The sequence below is a fragment of the Dactylosporangium sp. CA-152071 genome (assembly GCF_050936335.1).
In the GTDB taxonomy this organism is placed as follows: Bacteria; Actinomycetota; Actinomycetes; order Mycobacteriales; family Micromonosporaceae; genus Dactylosporangium; species Dactylosporangium maewongense.
Map to the genome: position 1 here is coordinate 1,275,038 of NZ_JBNJMZ010000002.1, position 14,220 is coordinate 1,289,257.

A 14,220-nucleotide genomic window follows, 5' to 3' on the forward strand; every position below is an offset into this window, starting at 1 on the left:
CTAAGGCAGAGGGTGCGGGTGGACATTCGTCACTCCGCCGTGCGCGACCATGCGCGGATGCGCCTTCGGCGGCATCCCGGGCAGGCACATGCTGAGCAGTTCGGGGATGAGGACGCGAACCACTTTCCAGTCGGTGCCGGCCAGTTCCGGCGGCGTGATGTCGAGGTAGGTCGCCCAGCGGCTCACCCCGGCCACCATCTCGAGCAGCGACTCGAGCGTCGACGCTCCGGCCAGCGGGGCGATCTCGGAGAGCTTCACGGACCCGCTGAACCGCTCGGCGACGATGGCGCGCTTGTGCTCCGCGTCCTGCGGTCCGGCGTAGAACAACACGTTGGAGTCGAGGTCCAGGTACGGCGAGGAATTCGTCGCCGCGTGCACCGCCGTCGTGTCGAAGATGGCGCTGTACATGCCGAGGCCGAGGATGGCCGCGCTCTCCATCGCTCCGCGCAACAGCGCCGAGCGCGGGTCGGCGTCGCCCTGCACCCCGAAACTGAGCATCGGCAGCGCGTCGGTCTTGCGGTCCATGTACACGCCGATGGTCGGCAACGGGAGGTCGGGTCGGGTCAGGTGGATCGCCCGGACCCGGTAGTCGGCATCCGGCCCGAGGTTCATCGTGGCCAGCACCCGCAGCGCGTCCTCGTCGTCGACGACGACCTGCGGACACGGATTCGGGGTGTACCAGTTGAGAATGAACGAGTCGATCTGCACCGCCTCGATCAACGCGTTGCGCAGCGCGTTCTCCAGGCTCACGTGTGCCGCCGTGCCGGTCGAGAACGACGGGGTGAAGAGCAGGTCGCCGTGCGCCGCCGAGGTGGTGAAACCGAGGAAGAACAGCTGCGCGGGGACCCAGAGGTCCTCCCCCGGCCGGGTCAGCGCCGGGCAACGCACCCACGCGATGACGTCGTCCTCCGTGGGCGGGCGGTCGGCGTACCGGTGCAGCCGCGAGGCCAGGGTGCGCTGCTGTTCCGGACCGAGGATGCCCAGGTACTCCAGTGGCAGGCACTCGCCCTCGGCCGACAGCTCGCGCCGTGAGGCGTACCGGAAATCCTGGTCGAACAGGCGGATCGCGACCATCGCGGCGTACCGCTCGACGCTTTCCCCCATCATCTTGATCATGGCCTCTTCCTGGTACAGGCCGTACCCGCTCAGGTGGTACTGCACCTGCAGATGCGGGTCACCCATGATCAGGCGGTGGTAGTGCGGCATGGTCGCCGTCATCGCCCGCATCCGGGGCTCGCCCGGGATGTCGGCGACGGCGACGAAGAACCCCGGCATGATGCCGGTCTGGTTCGCCCCCAGGTGCTTGTACCGCCGCAGCAGCCGCGTCATCGGCGGGTAGTGCGACACTGCGCTCATCGCAGCACCCCGGACACGATCCGGTCCACGGCCGCCCGGCTGTTGAAGTTGATCTCGCGGATCCGCTGGCGGGACACCTTGCCGCAGCCCGGGCAGGCGGGCATGCGCAGCAGGTCCTGCGTCTGGATCTCCAGCGTGGGCAGATGCACGCCGAGCACCCGGCCCGACAGCCGCGACACGCCCACCGTCGCGTGCAGGTATCCCTCGGTCAGCGCCAGCGTGGTCAGCAGGCTCATCATGGGCGCGTCCGCGGCGCGCGGTGCCGCGGACCCGACCGGCGAGCGGGCGAAGTCGTGATAGGACACGTGGTCCTCCAGCCGCGCCAGCGCCCGCTGCTCGAAGCACTCGAAGCAGCCGGTGTGCGGGGACTTCAGGCCCACCACGGACACGAACGGCCCGTCGATGAACGCGCACACCCACGGCACGTCGCGGCCTTCCAGCACACGATTGATGTTGCGCAGCAACGGCAGCGACGGTCGCTGCAGGCACGTCACCAGCACCGCCGAGCCGGTCAGCGCCGGAGTCAGGTCGGCCATGGCCTGCTCGGTGGCCAGGCCGTCGATACGGGACGTGAGGTCGGCGCTCGAAAGGCGCTCGACCGTCTCCGGGGCGAGCGGCGCCAGCCGCAGCCGCATCCCGGCCGCCAGGTGCTCGGCCTGCGCCGTGGCCGCCGCAGAGTCCGACAGGAAGGCGACCTCACCGCTCGGCGGCTCGCCGTCCCCCGGGTACGGCGATACCATCCGGCCCAGCAGCGCCGCGGTCACCGCATCCTGGCTGTCGCGCTCACGCGCGGGCACGAACAATCCGGCCTGTGCCAGGTCGGCGAAGAGGCGCTCGATGTTGGCCGACTCGATCGGTAGCAGCCCCGGATCCAGATGGTCGGCGACGCGCACCGGCCCGGCGGCCGCCGCGCGCAGCGCGGCCCGCACGGTGGCCCCCACCGCCGGCGACTCGCGGCTGACGTCGATCACCGCCTCCTCGAAGTTCCACACCCCGGTGCGGATCCGGAAGCGGCCCGCGCTGTCCTCCACCAACCGCGCCGTGCTTGCCAGCAGGTAACTGTCCATCATGGACTCGTCTGCGCTCACCGACTACTCTCCCTGCCCGACCACGCTCACGTGCACGACGTGGCTGGTCAGGCCGTCCAGGTCCAGCATCTTCTCGATCGTCTGCTTGTCGTAGCCACCCTGGTCACAGCCGGCCAGGCCGAGCGCCGTGCGGGCCAGGTGCAGGTTCTGCAGGATGGCGCCGACTTCGATGAGCCCGAACACGACACCCCCGTCGCCGTACTTGCGCGAGTTGTCGTAGAGGTTGTACACGAACGTCAGGACGAACCCGCTGCGCTCGACGTCCAGGTCGGGCGAGCGCAGCACCTGTGCCGGCGACAGCTGCGGATGCGACGCGACCGGCGAAAGACCGTGGGCGTACGGCAGGTACTCGTACGCGCCGGGGGCGAGCCCCGCGACGTTGAAGGCATGAACGTACAGCGTTACCGGGTAGAGACCACCGCCGGAGGCGACGGTACGCAGCCCGATCACGCCGTGCGGGTCGGCCGGATTGCCGTACGGCAGGCTGCCGGTGGCACCCTGGCAGTGGAACAGCAGCGCCGACAGGTCGGCCAGCGAGATCGGCTCGCCGCTGAACAGGCGGGTGCTGCGCCGCTCGGTGACGACCGCGGTCAGTCCCGCACGGATGGGTTTCGCGGCGGGCAGCTTGACGACGTCACGCAGGTCTTCCTCAAGGTCGGCGTGGCAGGAGGACAGGACCGCATCCGGCTCGTAGAACCTGCCGATGCCCATCTGGAAGCCCAGCCGAGCGTTGTCCGTGCGGTAGTTGAGCAGGAGTTCCTCGCCGGCGAAGGCGTCATCCCCGGTCGCCCATCGGCCCCGCACCACGGAGTCTGGGGTCCGGACGACCGTGGATGACGTATAGATCGAGACAATCGTGTGCTGCATCGCGAAGCTGCCGACCGCCCGGAGGTAGTCGTGGTCCTTGAGCGCTTCCTCGACTTCTTCCCTGGTGCGGCGGTAGGGCATGTCACTCCGATGCGAGCGCGGACAGGGAGGTGACCGGCAGCGGCCGGATCACCAGGAGCAGCAACTGGAGCAGCAGCAGTTGCCGCCGCCGCACGTGGTGGAGGCACCCGGAGCGACCGTGACGGTCAGCCCACCGGTAGCCGTGGTACCGATCTGGCCGGAGAAGCTGAGCAAGGCTGGTTTCCCTTCACTGGTTGGGCGCATGGGCCGGCGACTACCACGAACAGCAACTGGTGCAGCAGCAGTTGCCGCCGCCGCACGTGGTGGAGGCACCCGGAGCGACCGTGACGGTCAGCCCACCGGTGGCCGTCGTGCCGATCTGACCCGAAAAGCTGAGCATGCGATTCACCTCCCAACGACGAATTGACGACATCGGTCGATGCGATTTCGTCGGCCGCACGGTAACATGCGCATCAGAGGCGTATCCAGGATGTACTTTCACTGGTCAATGTGCATGGAGCACACGGGCCACGACTGTTCATCCGGCGTACACACCTCCGCCGAGACCTGCGCACGAACCGCAAACAGGCCGCGGCGAGCCTGACGACTACAGCCGGCCGCCGGTCGTGTCGGAGGAGAGGCGCTGGGCCAGGTACACGGGGATGATCGACGCGACGATGAGCACCGCGGCCACGACGTTGATGACCGGGGCCTGGTTCGGGCGGAACAGGTTGTTGAAGATCCAGATCGGTAGGGTCTCGGTGCCGGGGCCGGCGGTGAACGTGGTGACCACGATCTCGTCGAAGCTCAGCGCGAACGCCAGCAGGCCGCCGGCGAACAGGGCGGAGCGCAGCAGCGGGAACGTGACGTAGCGGAAGGTCTGGCCGGGGCGGGCGCCGAGGTCCGCGGACGCCTCCTCGTAGGAGGCGCCGGTGCGGCGCAGGCGGGCGAGCACGTTGTTGTACACGACGACGACGCAGAACGTGGCGTGGCCGATCACCACCGACAGCAGGCCCTTGCCGACGCCCAGCGGCTCGACGACCGAGCGGAACGCGGTGTCCAGTGCGATGCCGGTGACGATGCCGGGCAGCGCGATCGGCAGCAGCACGAGCAGCGAGACCGCCTCGCGGCCGAAGAAGCGGTACCGCTGCACCGCGAACGCCACCATCGTGCCGAGGACCAGGGCGACCAGGGTGGCGCCGAGGCCGGCCTGCAGCGACGTCCACAGCGCCGAGCGCAGGCCGCTGCTGTCCCACGCCCTCGACCACCAGCCGAACGTGAACGATCGCGGCGGGAAGGCGAACGTGCGGTCGGCGTTGAAGGAGTTCAGCAGCACCAGCGCCAGCGGCACGTACACGAACGCCAGGCCGAGGGCGGTGACGGCGCCGAGGACCCAGCGGGCGGTGCGGGAGAGCGTCATAGGTTCTCCAGGGCTCCGGTGCGGCGTACCGCGAGCAGGTACACCAGCATGACGAGCGCCGGGATGGTGGCCAGGGCGGCGGAGAACGGCAGGTCGTTGGCGGCGCCGATGTTCGCGTACACGAGGTTGCCGATCAGCTGGCTCTTGCCGCCGACGATCTGCACGGTGATGTAGTCGCCCAGCGACAGCGAGAACGTGAAGATCGAGCCGGCCACGATCGATGGCACCAGCATCGGCAGCACCACCGAGCGCAACGTGCGCCCGGGCCGGCCGCCCAGGTCCGCCGACGCCTCCAGCAGCGAGTCGGGCAGCCGGTCCAGGCCCGCGTAGACGGGCAGGATCATGTACGGCAGCCACATGTAGGACAGCACGAGCACGGTCGCCGGCAGCCCGTAGCCGGGGCCGCCGAAGATCCGGTCCAGCGGGCCGTCGTTGGCCAGCATGACCCGCCACGCGTACGCCTTGACCAGGTAGCTCGCCCACAGCGGGGTGACCACGGCGACGAGGAGGATCCGGCGGTACCGCGCCGGCGCCACCTTCGCCATGAAGAACGCCATCGGCACGGCGAGGACCGCGTCGATGAGCGTGACGGCGGCGGCCACTCCCACGCTGCGCAGCACGACGTTGCGGTACACGGGCTCGGTCAGGATCGTGCGGAAGTTGTCCAGCGTGCTCTCGTGCACGACCTCGCCGGTGAAGGTGTTGACCTGCCACAGCGACGAGGTGAGCAGCACCGCGAGGGACCCGAGGTAGGCCACGACGAGCCAGGCCAGCGGCGCCGAGAGCAGCGCCGCCAGCCTCGCCCGCGGGTGGCGGTGGAAGAACCCTGCGATGACCGTCATCCCTTGATGCTCGTCCAGGCCTTGGTCCACTCGCTGTAGTCCTTGCACTTCACGTCGGTGCGACCGTCGACGCAGTCGGCGACCGGGGTCGTCCAGTACCAGACCTGGCCGTAGTACGACTCGTCGTCGGCGTGGTAGGTGGTGCAGTGCTGCGGGTCGGCGGTCTTGGCGCAGGCCAGCTTGTTCGACGGTGCCTCACCGAACCATTCGGCGACGGCGGCGTTGGCCTCAGGGGAGATGATGTGGTTCATCCACAGGTACCCGCAGTTCGGGTGCTTCGCCTTGGCCGCGATCATCCAGGTGTCGGACCAGCCGGTCGCGCCCTCGCTGGGCAGGATCGCCTCGACGGGCGCCTTGTCGGCCTCGGCGAGGTTGGCGATGACCTGCCAGGTGGTGCCGAGCACGGAGTTGCCGGCCTTGAACGCCTGCACCTCCTTGGTGTAGTCCGACCAGTACTCGCCGATGATCTTCTGCTGGCCCTTGAGCAGGTCCACGGCCGCGGTGAACTGTTTGTCGTCCAGCGCGTACGGGTTCTTGATGCCCAGTTCCGGCTTGTGCTTCATGAGGTACAGCGCGGCGTCGGCGATGTAGATCGGCGAGTCGTAGGCGGTGACCTTGCCTTTGTACGGGGAGTTGGCGTCGAAGACCACGTCCCACGAGGTCGGCGCCGGCTTGACCACGTCGGTGCGGTACATGAGCAGGTTCGCGCCGCGGCCGTGCGGGGCGCCGTAGGACGCGCCGCCGACGGAGTTCCACGCCTTGTTCTTCAGCCCGTCGAAGACGTCCTTGTAGTTGGGCACCAGGTCGGTGTTGACCGGCGCGACCACGCCGCCGTAGATGAGGCGCAGGGAGGCGTCGCCGGAGGCGGAGACCACGTCGTAGTCGCCGGTCTTCATGAGCGTCACCATCTCGTCGGACGTGCCGGCGACCTTCACGTTGGCCTTGCAGCCGGTCTGCTTCTCGAACGGGGTGACCCAGTCGACCTTCGGGTCGTTGCTGCCGTTCTCGGCGTACCCGGCCCACGCCACGATGTTCACCGCGCCTTCGCCGGCCCCGAGGCTCGCCAGCTTGTCGATCTTCGGCAGCTGGGCTCCGGCGGGCCCGGCCGGCGCGTTGCTCTGCTTGGCGTCGTCCCCGCAGGCGGCGAGGGCCAGCACGGTCGCGAATACGGCGATGTATCGGCGCATGCCTTCTCCTTGATTCGAGCGCGTCAGTCGAGCGCGATGAGGTCGGAGGAGCTCCAGGTGAGGCGGACCGCCTGGCCGCGCAGCGCGGGCAGTCCGGGTGCGGAGGTGAGCAGCACGACCATGCGGGGTCCGGCGTCGAGGTCGACGACCAGGCGGGTGAAGGCGCCGGCGTACACCACCTCGGCGACCTTGCCGGCGGCCGCGCAGTCGCCGTCGCCGTCGAGGCGGATCTTCTCGGGCCGCAGCGAGAACGTGCCGGACCGGCCGATGACGTCGGCGCCGGCGAACTGGTTCGAGGTACCGACGAACCCGGCCACGAACGGGGACGCCGGGCGCTCGTAGAGCTCGGCCGGCGCGGCCACCTGCTCGACCCGCCCGCCGGAGAAGACGGCGACGCGGTCGCTCATCGTCAGCGCCTCCTCCTGGTCGTGCGTGACGAACACGAACGTGATGCCGACCTGCCGCTGCAGTGCCTTGAGCTCGACCTGCATCTCCTCGCGCAGCTTGAGGTCCAGCGCGCCGAGCGGCTCGTCGAGCAGCAGCACCTTCGGCCGGTTCACCAGCGCCCGCGCCAGGGCCACCCGCTGCCGCTGCCCGCCGGACAGCTGCGCGGGGCGGCGGGCGCCGTAGCCCTCCAGGCGCACCGAGCGCAGCGCCTCCTCGGCCCGCTCGTGCCGCTCCCGCCGGCCGGTGCCGCGCACGCGCAGCCCGTAGGCGACGTTGTCCAGCACCGACATGTGCGGGAACAGCGCATAGTCCTGGAAGACCGTGTTGACGTCGCGCTCGTACGGCGGGCGTCGCGTGACGTCGACCCCGGCGAGTTCGACGGTGCCGGCGGTCGGCGACTCGAAGCCCGCGATGAGGCGCAGTACCGTCGTCTTGCCGGAGCCGCTCGGCCCGAGCATGGAAAAGAACTCGCCGTCCGCGATCTCCAGGTCGACCCCGTCGACGGCGTTGACCACGCCGAACGACTTGCGCAGCCCGGTCAGCCGGATCGCCGGTCCGCTCATGCCAGCACCTCCGCTTCCCTGCGGCTGGGTTGACGGAACCGTAGGGAAATCGGGCACCGACTCCAATGGACAGATGTACAGCGCTTCAGCAAATCGTTGTGCAGCAGTACAGTCACGCCCGTGAGCGTGCGCCTCGCGGACCTCCTCGCCGACGACGGGCTGAGCCTCGTCGTGCGGGCCGGTTCGCGTGCCGACCTGCAGCGGGAGGTCCGCTGGTGCGCCGTGACCGAGCTCGACGACCCCCGGCACTGGCTGCAGGGCGGCGAGCTCGTGCTCACGACCGGCCTGCGTCAGCGCACCGCCGCCGCCCAGCGGCAGTTCGTGCGCCGGGTCGCCGAGCGCGCGGTCGCCGCGATCGGCTTCGGCACCGGGCTCACCCACCGGGTCGTGCCGGCGGCGACGATCGCCGCCGCCGACATCGCCGGGCTGCCGATCCTCGAGGTGCCGTACGAGACCCCGTTCATCGCCGTCGACCGGCTCGTCGCCGACCGGGTCTTCGCCGCGCACTACGGCCGGCAGCGGGCGCTGCTGCGCATGCACGACGAGCTGACCCGGGCGCTGCTGTCCGGCGGCGGCCTCGCCGGCATGGTGGATGCGCTGCGCCGCATGGTCGGCGCACCGATCGGCGTCGTGGACGCCTACGGCCATGTCTTCGCCTCCGCGCCGCCGGGCCTGCCGTGGCCGTCCGGCGCCGCCCGGCAGGACCTCGTCGAGGTCGGCGGAACGGTCGAGGCGGCGCTGTGCACCGGGCCGGTCGCCGGCGGCCAGGACGACATCCTGCCCTACGCGGCCAGCCTCGTCGGCCTGGAGCTGGCCCGCCGCCAGGCCGTCCTCGCCGGCCGGCGGGAGCTCATCGGCCACCTCGTCGAGGACATCGTGCGGACCACGATCGCCCCTGCGGAGGCCGAGCGGCGGCTGCTCGCGTTCGGCGTGGACGTCTCCCACCCGTACACCGTCGTCCTCGCCACCTCGCCCGACGTCGCCGGCCTGCGGGCCCTGCCCGGCAGCGTCTACCCCCTCGCCGAGACCGGGGTCGAGCCGGTCGCCACCGCCCACCTCGACGACCACCTGGTGGTGCTCGTCGGCCGCTCGCCCAGCGCCGCGGACGTCGCCGCCAAGACCCTCGCCTACGTCGCACAGCTCGGCGATGGCGCCCGGGTCGGCGTCGGCGGCGCCTACAGCGGCGTGCACGGGCTGCGCTGGAGCTTCTACGAGGCCCGCGAGGCACTCAGCCGCGGGCCCGGCATCAACGGCCGGGAGCCGCTCTCCCTGCCGGGCCTGCTGCTGGCCAGCGACGACCTACCCCTGGCCGACCTCGGCCGGGAGGTCCTCGCGCCGCTGCTGGACTTCGACACCGCCTCGGGCGCGGCCCTGGTCGAGACGCTGCGGGTGTACCTCGAGGAGGACGGCTCGGTCGCCAAGGTCGCCGCCCGCCTCTACGTGCACCGCAACACCGTGCGCTACCGCCTCGAGCAGATCGAGCGGCTCACCGGCAGGCGGCTCACCTCGACCGCCGACCGCGTGCAGCTGTGGCTCGCTCTGCACGCGGTGTCACTCTGACACGGTCAGCAGCCGTTCGCGGACGTCCCGGTAGCCGACGGCGCGTTTTCTTACGGTCTCCACACCGGACTGCACCGCATCGGCAGCAGCTACAACTATCGAATGATCTTTAGAAGACGTCGTCCAGGAAGGCCGTCAGCTCGCGCCAGCTGCGGGCGTCGGCCGCCGGGTGGTACGCGCCGCCCGGCAGGGTGAATCCGTGCTCGGCGCCGGAGTACGTGATGACCTGCCAGTCCAGGTCGGGGCGGGCGCGCAGCTCGTCCTGGAAGGCCGCCACCGCCTCGTCGGGCACCACCGGGTCGGCGCCGCCGGTGCAGATCAGCACCGCGCCGGTGATCGCGGCGACGTCGGCCGGCTCGTGGGCCACGAGGCGGGCGTGGAACGCGACCGTGCCGGCCAGCGGTGCCCCGGTGCGGGCGAGCTCCAGCGCCGCCGAGCCGCCGAAGCAGTACCCGATGACGACGATCCGGCTCGCGTCGACCGCCGGGTCGTTCGCCACGACGTCGTAGGCGGCGCGGACCCGGGCGCGCATCAGCCCGAGGTCGCCGTAGTACTTCCCGGCCTCCGCCGCCGCGCTCTGGTGGTCCTCGAAGCGCCGCCCGGTGCCGTAGAGGTCGGCGGCGAAGGCGTAGTAGCCGAGGCGGGCGAGCATCTGGGCACGGGCCTTGGGGTACTCCCGCAGCCCCGTCCAGTCGTGCACGATGATCACGGCGGGCTTCGGCCCGGCGACCGCGGCGTCGTGGGCGCGGTAGCCCTCCATGGGCTGCCCGTCATGGTCGTAGGCCACCGTCGCCTCGGCGATCTGCGCGCCCGGGCGCTCGGCGACGGCGTCGATGAGCCGCCGGTGCTCGGCGGAGAAGTCGGTCATGACCCCGACTCTACGAGGCCGACCAGCCCGTCCACCGCGCGACGTCGATCGCGATCATCAGGCCCCGGATTCGGTACTGCGGGTAGCGCGCCACCAGCCGCCCGAGCGCCCGGCGGCCCTCCTCCCCCGCCGGGTCGACCTCGCGCGCGATGCCGTCGGCGCGGACCCACCACAGTGCGGACCAGTCCTCCTCGTAATGGTCGGCGAGCACGGCGGCGCGCGGCTCGGCGGCCAGGTTGGCCAGCCGCTGCAGGGCGGTGTGCCGCTTCGGCTTGGCGTCCACGCCGTGGTAGACGGTGTCGCCCTCCAGCGCGAACACGATGGGCACGGCATGCGGCGAGCCGTCCGGGGCGACGGTGGCCAGCCGGGCGACGCGCGCCGCCCCGAAATGCCGCCGGCACTCGTCCGGCGTCACGCGCCTTCGCCGGCGAAGTCGGCGATGGCCCGCTCCCACTGTTCGAGGCCGCGCTCGACGATCGAGCGCGGGCCCGAGGGGATCCACCGGCTGGCGCGCTGGACGCCGGCCTCGTGGAGGCGCTGCAGGACCGCGGGATCGGCCGGCGCCGAGAGCACCTGCACGTCGATCTGGCGCTCGGCCCGGGACCGCAGCTCGCCGATGCGCTCGATGACGCCCTCGCCGTAGTTGGGGAACCAGGCGTCGCCGAACGCCAGCACGCGGTCCAGCACGCCCGGGCCCATGCCACCGACGAGGATCGGCGGGTGGGGGCGCTGGGCCGGCTTCGGGAAGGACCAGATCCGTTGGAAGTCGACGTACTTGCCGTGGTATGACGCCTCCTCCTCGGCCCAGATCGCTTTCATCGCCTCGATCCGCTCACGCAGCACGGCCATACGCACCCGCGGGTCGGTGCCGTGGTTGCGCATCTCCTCCCGGTTCCACCCGGCGCCGACGCCGAACTCGAAGCGGCCGCCGGAGAGCTGGTCGAGCGAGGCGACCTCCTTGGCGGTGATGATCGGGTCACGCTCGATGACGAGGCAGATGCCGCTGCCGATGCGCAGCCGGCTGGTGGCCGCCGCGGCCGCGGTCAGCGCGACGAAGAGGTCATAGGTGTGCCAGTACTTCTGCGGCAGCTCCTGCCCATCCTGGTACGGCGTGTCCCGGCTGGCCGGGATGTGGGTGTGCTCGGCGAAGAACACGGCGGACTGGCCGCGCTCCTCGACCAGCCGCGCCAGGTCACCCGGGGCCATGGCATTGTGGGTGGGGAAATATCCGACTCCGAAGTCCATGGCCCTATCCCTACCCAGCCAGCGACGCTTCGACCGGCACGGTGTACCCGCGCAGCCAAAGGCTCAGACCGGTGAGGCGCTTCGTCAACCCTGATCCGGTCTACCTGCAGTCGACCAGGTTTGTGCTCGACCCGACCGGGTACGTGCTCGTCAGCGTCTGCACTGCCGAGCCATCGGACAACTCGTGCCGGACGACGTCATCGGACTGGTCCGCGATGGCCGGTCGGCACAGGCCGTGCAGCACGGCGACACGGTCTACGCGTCCGGACAGTTCCACGAGCCCGCACCAGCCGACACGAACAACACGATAGGTGCCGGATGAAGGCGATTGTGGTGACCGATCAGGCCGCAGGAACGGCCGGGATGACGCTGGTGGAGCGGCCCGAGCCGGAGCCGGCGATTGGCGACGTCATTGTTCAGGTTCATGCGTCGGGATTCGTCCCGACTGAGTTGGCGTGGCCCTCGACCTGGACCGATCGCCTCGACCGTGACCGAACACCGTCGATCCCTGGACACGAACTGGCCGGAGTGGTCACCGCTCTCGGCTATGGCACGACGGGGCTGTCGGTGGGACAGCGGGTGTTCGGCCTCGCGGACTGGCATCGCGACGGCACCCTGGCGGAGTACGTGGCCATCGAGGCACGCAACCTCGCGCCCCTGCCCGGCGACGTCGACTTCACGGTGGGCGCGAGCCTGCCGATCTCGGGCCTGACCGCGTGGCAGGGGCTGTTCCAACACGGCCGTCTGCAGGCGGGGCAGAGCGTCCTCGTGCACGGCGCGGCCGGCGCAGTCGGGACGATGGTGACGCAACTCGCACGTGAGGCCGGCGCGTATGTCATCGGTACAGGGCGCGCTGCCGACCGTCAGAAGGCGCTCGACTTCGGCGCGCAGGATTTCGTCGACCTCGACAACGACGCCCTGGAGGACGTCGGCGGCGTCGACCTGGTATTCGACGTCATCGGCGGAGGCATCCAGAGGCGGTCCGCAGGCCTCATCCGGGCCGAAGGAACACTGGTGACCGTCGTAGGGCCGCCCGAGGCGCGGCCCGCCGATGGCCTGGCGATCGACTTCGTCGTCGAGTCCGATCGCGCCCAGTTGGGTGAGATCGTCCAGCGCGTGCGTGACCTACGGCTGCGGACGAACATCGGCAACGTTGCGGACCTCGACGATGCCGTCGCCGCCCTCAACCCGACTGAGCGACGCAAGGGGAAGACGATCATCCGCGTTCGTCCGTGACGACTAGGAACGGACCAACGTGCCATCCCAAGCGGCGCCGACGTCCACGGAGGGTGTTACCGTACTTGCCGGAGCGATGACCAGTTCGCTGACGGCGATCTAAGGAGGTGTGTTGATGACTGGCGTGGAGACGCCCGCTGTGTGCGGTGCCCGGATCATCCTCACCTCCCGGGCCTCGTCCTGACCTTCGCCTGCCTTCCTCCCTTGTAGGAGTGTTCTCGGCACGCTGTCGTCCGGCGGGGCCCCCGTTCGAAGGTCTCCACCGTGTTTCATCGACCCACGTCATACCCATCTGATCTCTCTCCTCCTGGGCGGCGTGGGCCTGCACGACGACGAAGGCCTGGACCAGACCTTCGCAGAGATCACCGACCCGGCGCGGGACTGCCGCTTCGCGGACAGCGCCCACATCGGTGAGCCGGGCTGCGCCGGGCCGGCCGCCGTCGAGGACGGCTACCTCACCCAGCGGCGCTTCAACAGCTACCACCGGCTGTGGCGCGAGAACACCTATGCCGCCTCCCGCACCGACGCGCGGCTGCGCGGCGAGCTGCAGCGGCCGATGAAGCACGGCGCGCGGCTTCGACGCGCCCTCAAGCAATCCCCGCACTTCAAGGCATGACGGAAAGGAATCTGGTCATGGACCTTCCCCGCATCTTCACCATCCGTGAGAGCAGCCACCGGATCCACAACCCGCTGACCGCGGACAAGTTGGCCGCCCTGGGCGCATCGCTCCACCTCGCCCCCGGGACACGAGCCCTCGACCTGGCCAGCGGCTCAGGCGAAATGCTGTGCACGTGGGCGCGTGACCACGGGATCACCGGCACCGGGGTCGACATCAGCACGGTCTTCACCGAGCAGGCCCAGGCCCGCGCCGCCGAACTCGGCGTCGCCGACCGAGTCGAGTTCATCCACGGTGACGCCGCCGGCCATGTCGCGGACCAGCCGGTCGACTTGGCCGCCTGCATCGGCGCCACGTGGATCGGCAACGGCGTCGCCGGAACGACCGAGCTGCTCGACCGCAGCCTGCGCCCCGGCGGACTGATGCTGATCGGCGAGCCGTACTGGCGGCAGACCCCTCCGGAAGAGGAGGCCGCCAAGGCATGCCACGCCACCTCCATCGCCGATTTCCTGCTCCTCCCGGAGCTGATCGAGCAGTTCCAGGAACTCGGGTACGACGTCGTTGAAATGATGCTGGCCGACCAGGACAGCTGGGACCGCTACGCCGCGGCCCAGTGGCTCAACCTGCGCCGCTGGCTCGACCAGAACCCGGACGACGAACTCGCCCACGAAGTACGGGAAGAACTCACCACCGAGCCCGCCCGCTACGCGCGCTACGGGCGTGAGTATCTCAGCTGGGGAGTCTTCGCCCTCATGAAGCGCTGACACTCCCGTCCCGCGCGGGGCCCAGACGTCATACCCTCTGGGCCCCGCACGGGCCACGTGGTCACCGCAGTGCTCAAGCCGGCAGCATGAACGAGCCGACGCCCGCCCCTCCGTCTCGTCTTCCCCGGCCGTCGGCCGGT

Annotated in this window: 15 protein-coding genes; 5 read left to right on the forward strand and 10 right to left on the reverse strand. The window is 70.3% G+C overall.

Annotation, left to right across the window (positions count from 1 at the left end; genetic code table 11):
* The 3 genes from ACQEVZ_RS45880 to ACQEVZ_RS45890 are packed head-to-tail and all read right to left on the reverse strand — an operon-like array spanning window position 1 to window position 3,392.
* Window positions 1-1,356 (reverse strand): YcaO-like family protein, encoded by a 1,356-nt coding sequence (locus tag ACQEVZ_RS45880; RefSeq protein WP_433380094.1) that lies wholly within the window; start codon window positions 1,354-1,356, stop codon window positions 1-3.
* Window positions 1,353-2,444 (reverse strand): TOMM precursor leader peptide-binding protein, encoded by a 1,092-nt coding sequence (locus tag ACQEVZ_RS45885; protein WP_354896743.1) that lies wholly within the window; start codon window positions 2,442-2,444, stop codon window positions 1,353-1,355. The genes ACQEVZ_RS45880 and ACQEVZ_RS45885 overlap by 4 nt, the downstream gene beginning before the upstream one ends.
* A gap of 3 nt (window positions 2,445-2,447) precedes the next feature.
* A complete protein-coding gene (locus tag ACQEVZ_RS45890; RefSeq protein WP_354896746.1) occupies window positions 2,448-3,392 on the reverse strand; it encodes a SagB/ThcOx family dehydrogenase in 945 nt (314 codons plus the stop codon).
* Window positions 3,393-3,586: 194 nt separating this feature from the next.
* Here ACQEVZ_RS45890 and ACQEVZ_RS45895 point away from each other — a divergent pair, with 194 nt between their 5' ends.
* Entirely contained in the window at window positions 3,587-3,715 is a 129-nt protein-coding gene (locus tag ACQEVZ_RS45895; protein WP_344511652.1) for a hypothetical protein, read from the forward strand.
* A gap of 224 nt (window positions 3,716-3,939) precedes the next feature.
* Here the strand turns inward: ACQEVZ_RS45895 and ACQEVZ_RS45900 are convergent, their stop codons facing one another.
* The 4 genes from ACQEVZ_RS45900 to ACQEVZ_RS45915 are packed head-to-tail and all read right to left on the reverse strand — an operon-like array spanning window position 3,940 to window position 7,791.
* The gene (locus ACQEVZ_RS45900; protein ID WP_344511650.1) at window positions 3,940-4,752 is read right to left on the reverse strand and encodes an ABC transporter permease; all 813 of its coding nucleotides are present in this window, start codon (window positions 4,750-4,752) and stop codon (window positions 3,940-3,942) included.
* Entirely contained in the window at window positions 4,749-5,594 is an 846-nt protein-coding gene (locus ACQEVZ_RS45905) for an ABC transporter permease (RefSeq protein ID WP_344511648.1), read from the reverse strand. Before ACQEVZ_RS45905 ends, ACQEVZ_RS45900 begins: the two co-directional genes overlap by 4 nt.
* Complete coding sequence (locus ACQEVZ_RS45910; protein ID WP_354896752.1) at window positions 5,591-6,781, reverse strand: ABC transporter substrate-binding protein; 1,191 nt, start codon at window positions 6,779-6,781, stop codon at window positions 5,591-5,593. The genes ACQEVZ_RS45905 and ACQEVZ_RS45910 overlap by 4 nt, the downstream gene beginning before the upstream one ends.
* A 23-nt stretch (window positions 6,782-6,804) precedes the next feature.
* Entirely contained in the window at window positions 6,805-7,791 is a 987-nt protein-coding gene (locus ACQEVZ_RS45915; RefSeq protein WP_344511644.1) for an ABC transporter ATP-binding protein, read from the reverse strand.
* A gap of 120 nt (window positions 7,792-7,911) precedes the next feature.
* Here ACQEVZ_RS45915 and ACQEVZ_RS45920 point away from each other — a divergent pair, with 120 nt between their 5' ends.
* The gene (locus tag ACQEVZ_RS45920) at window positions 7,912-9,351 is read left to right on the forward strand and encodes a PucR family transcriptional regulator (protein ID WP_354896758.1); all 1,440 of its coding nucleotides are present in this window, start codon (window positions 7,912-7,914) and stop codon (window positions 9,349-9,351) included.
* Between the two features lie 109 nt (window positions 9,352-9,460).
* Here the strand turns inward: ACQEVZ_RS45920 and ACQEVZ_RS45925 are convergent, their stop codons facing one another.
* Genes ACQEVZ_RS45925 through ACQEVZ_RS45935 form a run of 3 tightly spaced genes read right to left on the reverse strand, consistent with a single transcriptional unit; the run spans window position 9,461 to window position 11,464 of the window.
* Window positions 9,461-10,219 (reverse strand): dienelactone hydrolase family protein, encoded by a 759-nt coding sequence (locus ACQEVZ_RS45925; protein WP_433380103.1) that lies wholly within the window; start codon window positions 10,217-10,219, stop codon window positions 9,461-9,463.
* A gap of 10 nt (window positions 10,220-10,229) precedes the next feature.
* Window positions 10,230-10,634, reverse strand: coding sequence for a TIGR03668 family PPOX class F420-dependent oxidoreductase (locus ACQEVZ_RS45930; protein WP_433380106.1), 405 nt, complete (start codon window positions 10,632-10,634; stop codon window positions 10,230-10,232).
* Entirely contained in the window at window positions 10,631-11,464 is an 834-nt protein-coding gene (locus ACQEVZ_RS45935; RefSeq protein ID WP_433380109.1) for an LLM class F420-dependent oxidoreductase, read from the reverse strand. The genes ACQEVZ_RS45930 and ACQEVZ_RS45935 overlap by 4 nt, the downstream gene beginning before the upstream one ends.
* A gap of 318 nt (window positions 11,465-11,782) precedes the next feature.
* On the opposite strand from ACQEVZ_RS45935, the gene ACQEVZ_RS45940 reads away from it, so the two are divergent.
* The 3 genes from ACQEVZ_RS45940 (at window position 11,783) to ACQEVZ_RS45950 (ending at window position 14,080) form a co-directional block, all read left to right on the forward strand.
* Entirely contained in the window at window positions 11,783-12,700 is a 918-nt protein-coding gene (locus tag ACQEVZ_RS45940) for an NADP-dependent oxidoreductase (protein WP_433380112.1), read from the forward strand.
* A gap of 316 nt (window positions 12,701-13,016) precedes the next feature.
* A complete protein-coding gene (locus tag ACQEVZ_RS45945; RefSeq protein WP_433380115.1) occupies window positions 13,017-13,316 on the forward strand; it encodes a hypothetical protein in 300 nt (99 codons plus the stop codon).
* A 17-nt stretch (window positions 13,317-13,333) separates the two neighbouring features.
* Window positions 13,334-14,080 carry an SAM-dependent methyltransferase gene (locus tag ACQEVZ_RS45950; protein ID WP_433380118.1) on the forward strand — a complete coding sequence of 249 codons (747 nt, stop codon included), beginning with the start codon at window positions 13,334-13,336 and terminating at the stop codon, window positions 14,078-14,080.
* The last annotated feature ends 140 nt before the right edge of the window (window positions 14,081-14,220 follow it).

What these genes read in the sequence shown, in the direction of transcription:
- ACQEVZ_RS45910 (WP_354896752.1), bottom strand. Translation starts at nt 6,781, where the DNA reads ATGCGCCGATACATCGCCGTATTCGCGACCGTGCTGGCCCTCGCCGCC.
- ACQEVZ_RS45890 (WP_354896746.1), bottom strand. Translation starts at nt 3,392, where the DNA reads ATGCCCTACCGCCGCACCAGGGAAGAAGTCGAGGAAGCGCTCAAGGAC.
- ACQEVZ_RS45915 (WP_344511644.1), bottom strand. Translation starts at nt 7,791, where the DNA reads ATGAGCGGACCGGCGATCCGGCTGACCGGGCTGCGCAAGTCGTTCGGC.
- ACQEVZ_RS45940 (WP_433380112.1), top strand. Translation starts at nt 11,783, where the DNA reads ATGAAGGCGATTGTGGTGACCGATCAGGCCGCAGGAACGGCCGGGATG.
- ACQEVZ_RS45950 (WP_433380118.1), top strand. Translation starts at nt 13,334, where the DNA reads ATGGACCTTCCCCGCATCTTCACCATCCGTGAGAGCAGCCACCGGATC.
- ACQEVZ_RS45880 (WP_433380094.1), bottom strand. Translation starts at nt 1,356, where the DNA reads ATGAGCGCAGTGTCGCACTACCCGCCGATGACGCGGCTGCTGCGGCGG.
- ACQEVZ_RS45905 (WP_344511648.1), bottom strand. Translation starts at nt 5,594, where the DNA reads ATGACGGTCATCGCAGGGTTCTTCCACCGCCACCCGCGGGCGAGGCTG.
- ACQEVZ_RS45925 (WP_433380103.1), bottom strand. Translation starts at nt 10,219, where the DNA reads ATGACCGACTTCTCCGCCGAGCACCGGCGGCTCATCGACGCCGTCGCC.
- ACQEVZ_RS45935 (WP_433380109.1), bottom strand. Translation starts at nt 11,464, where the DNA reads ATGGACTTCGGAGTCGGATATTTCCCCACCCACAATGCCATGGCCCCG.
- ACQEVZ_RS45900 (WP_344511650.1), bottom strand. Translation starts at nt 4,752, where the DNA reads ATGACGCTCTCCCGCACCGCCCGCTGGGTCCTCGGCGCCGTCACCGCC.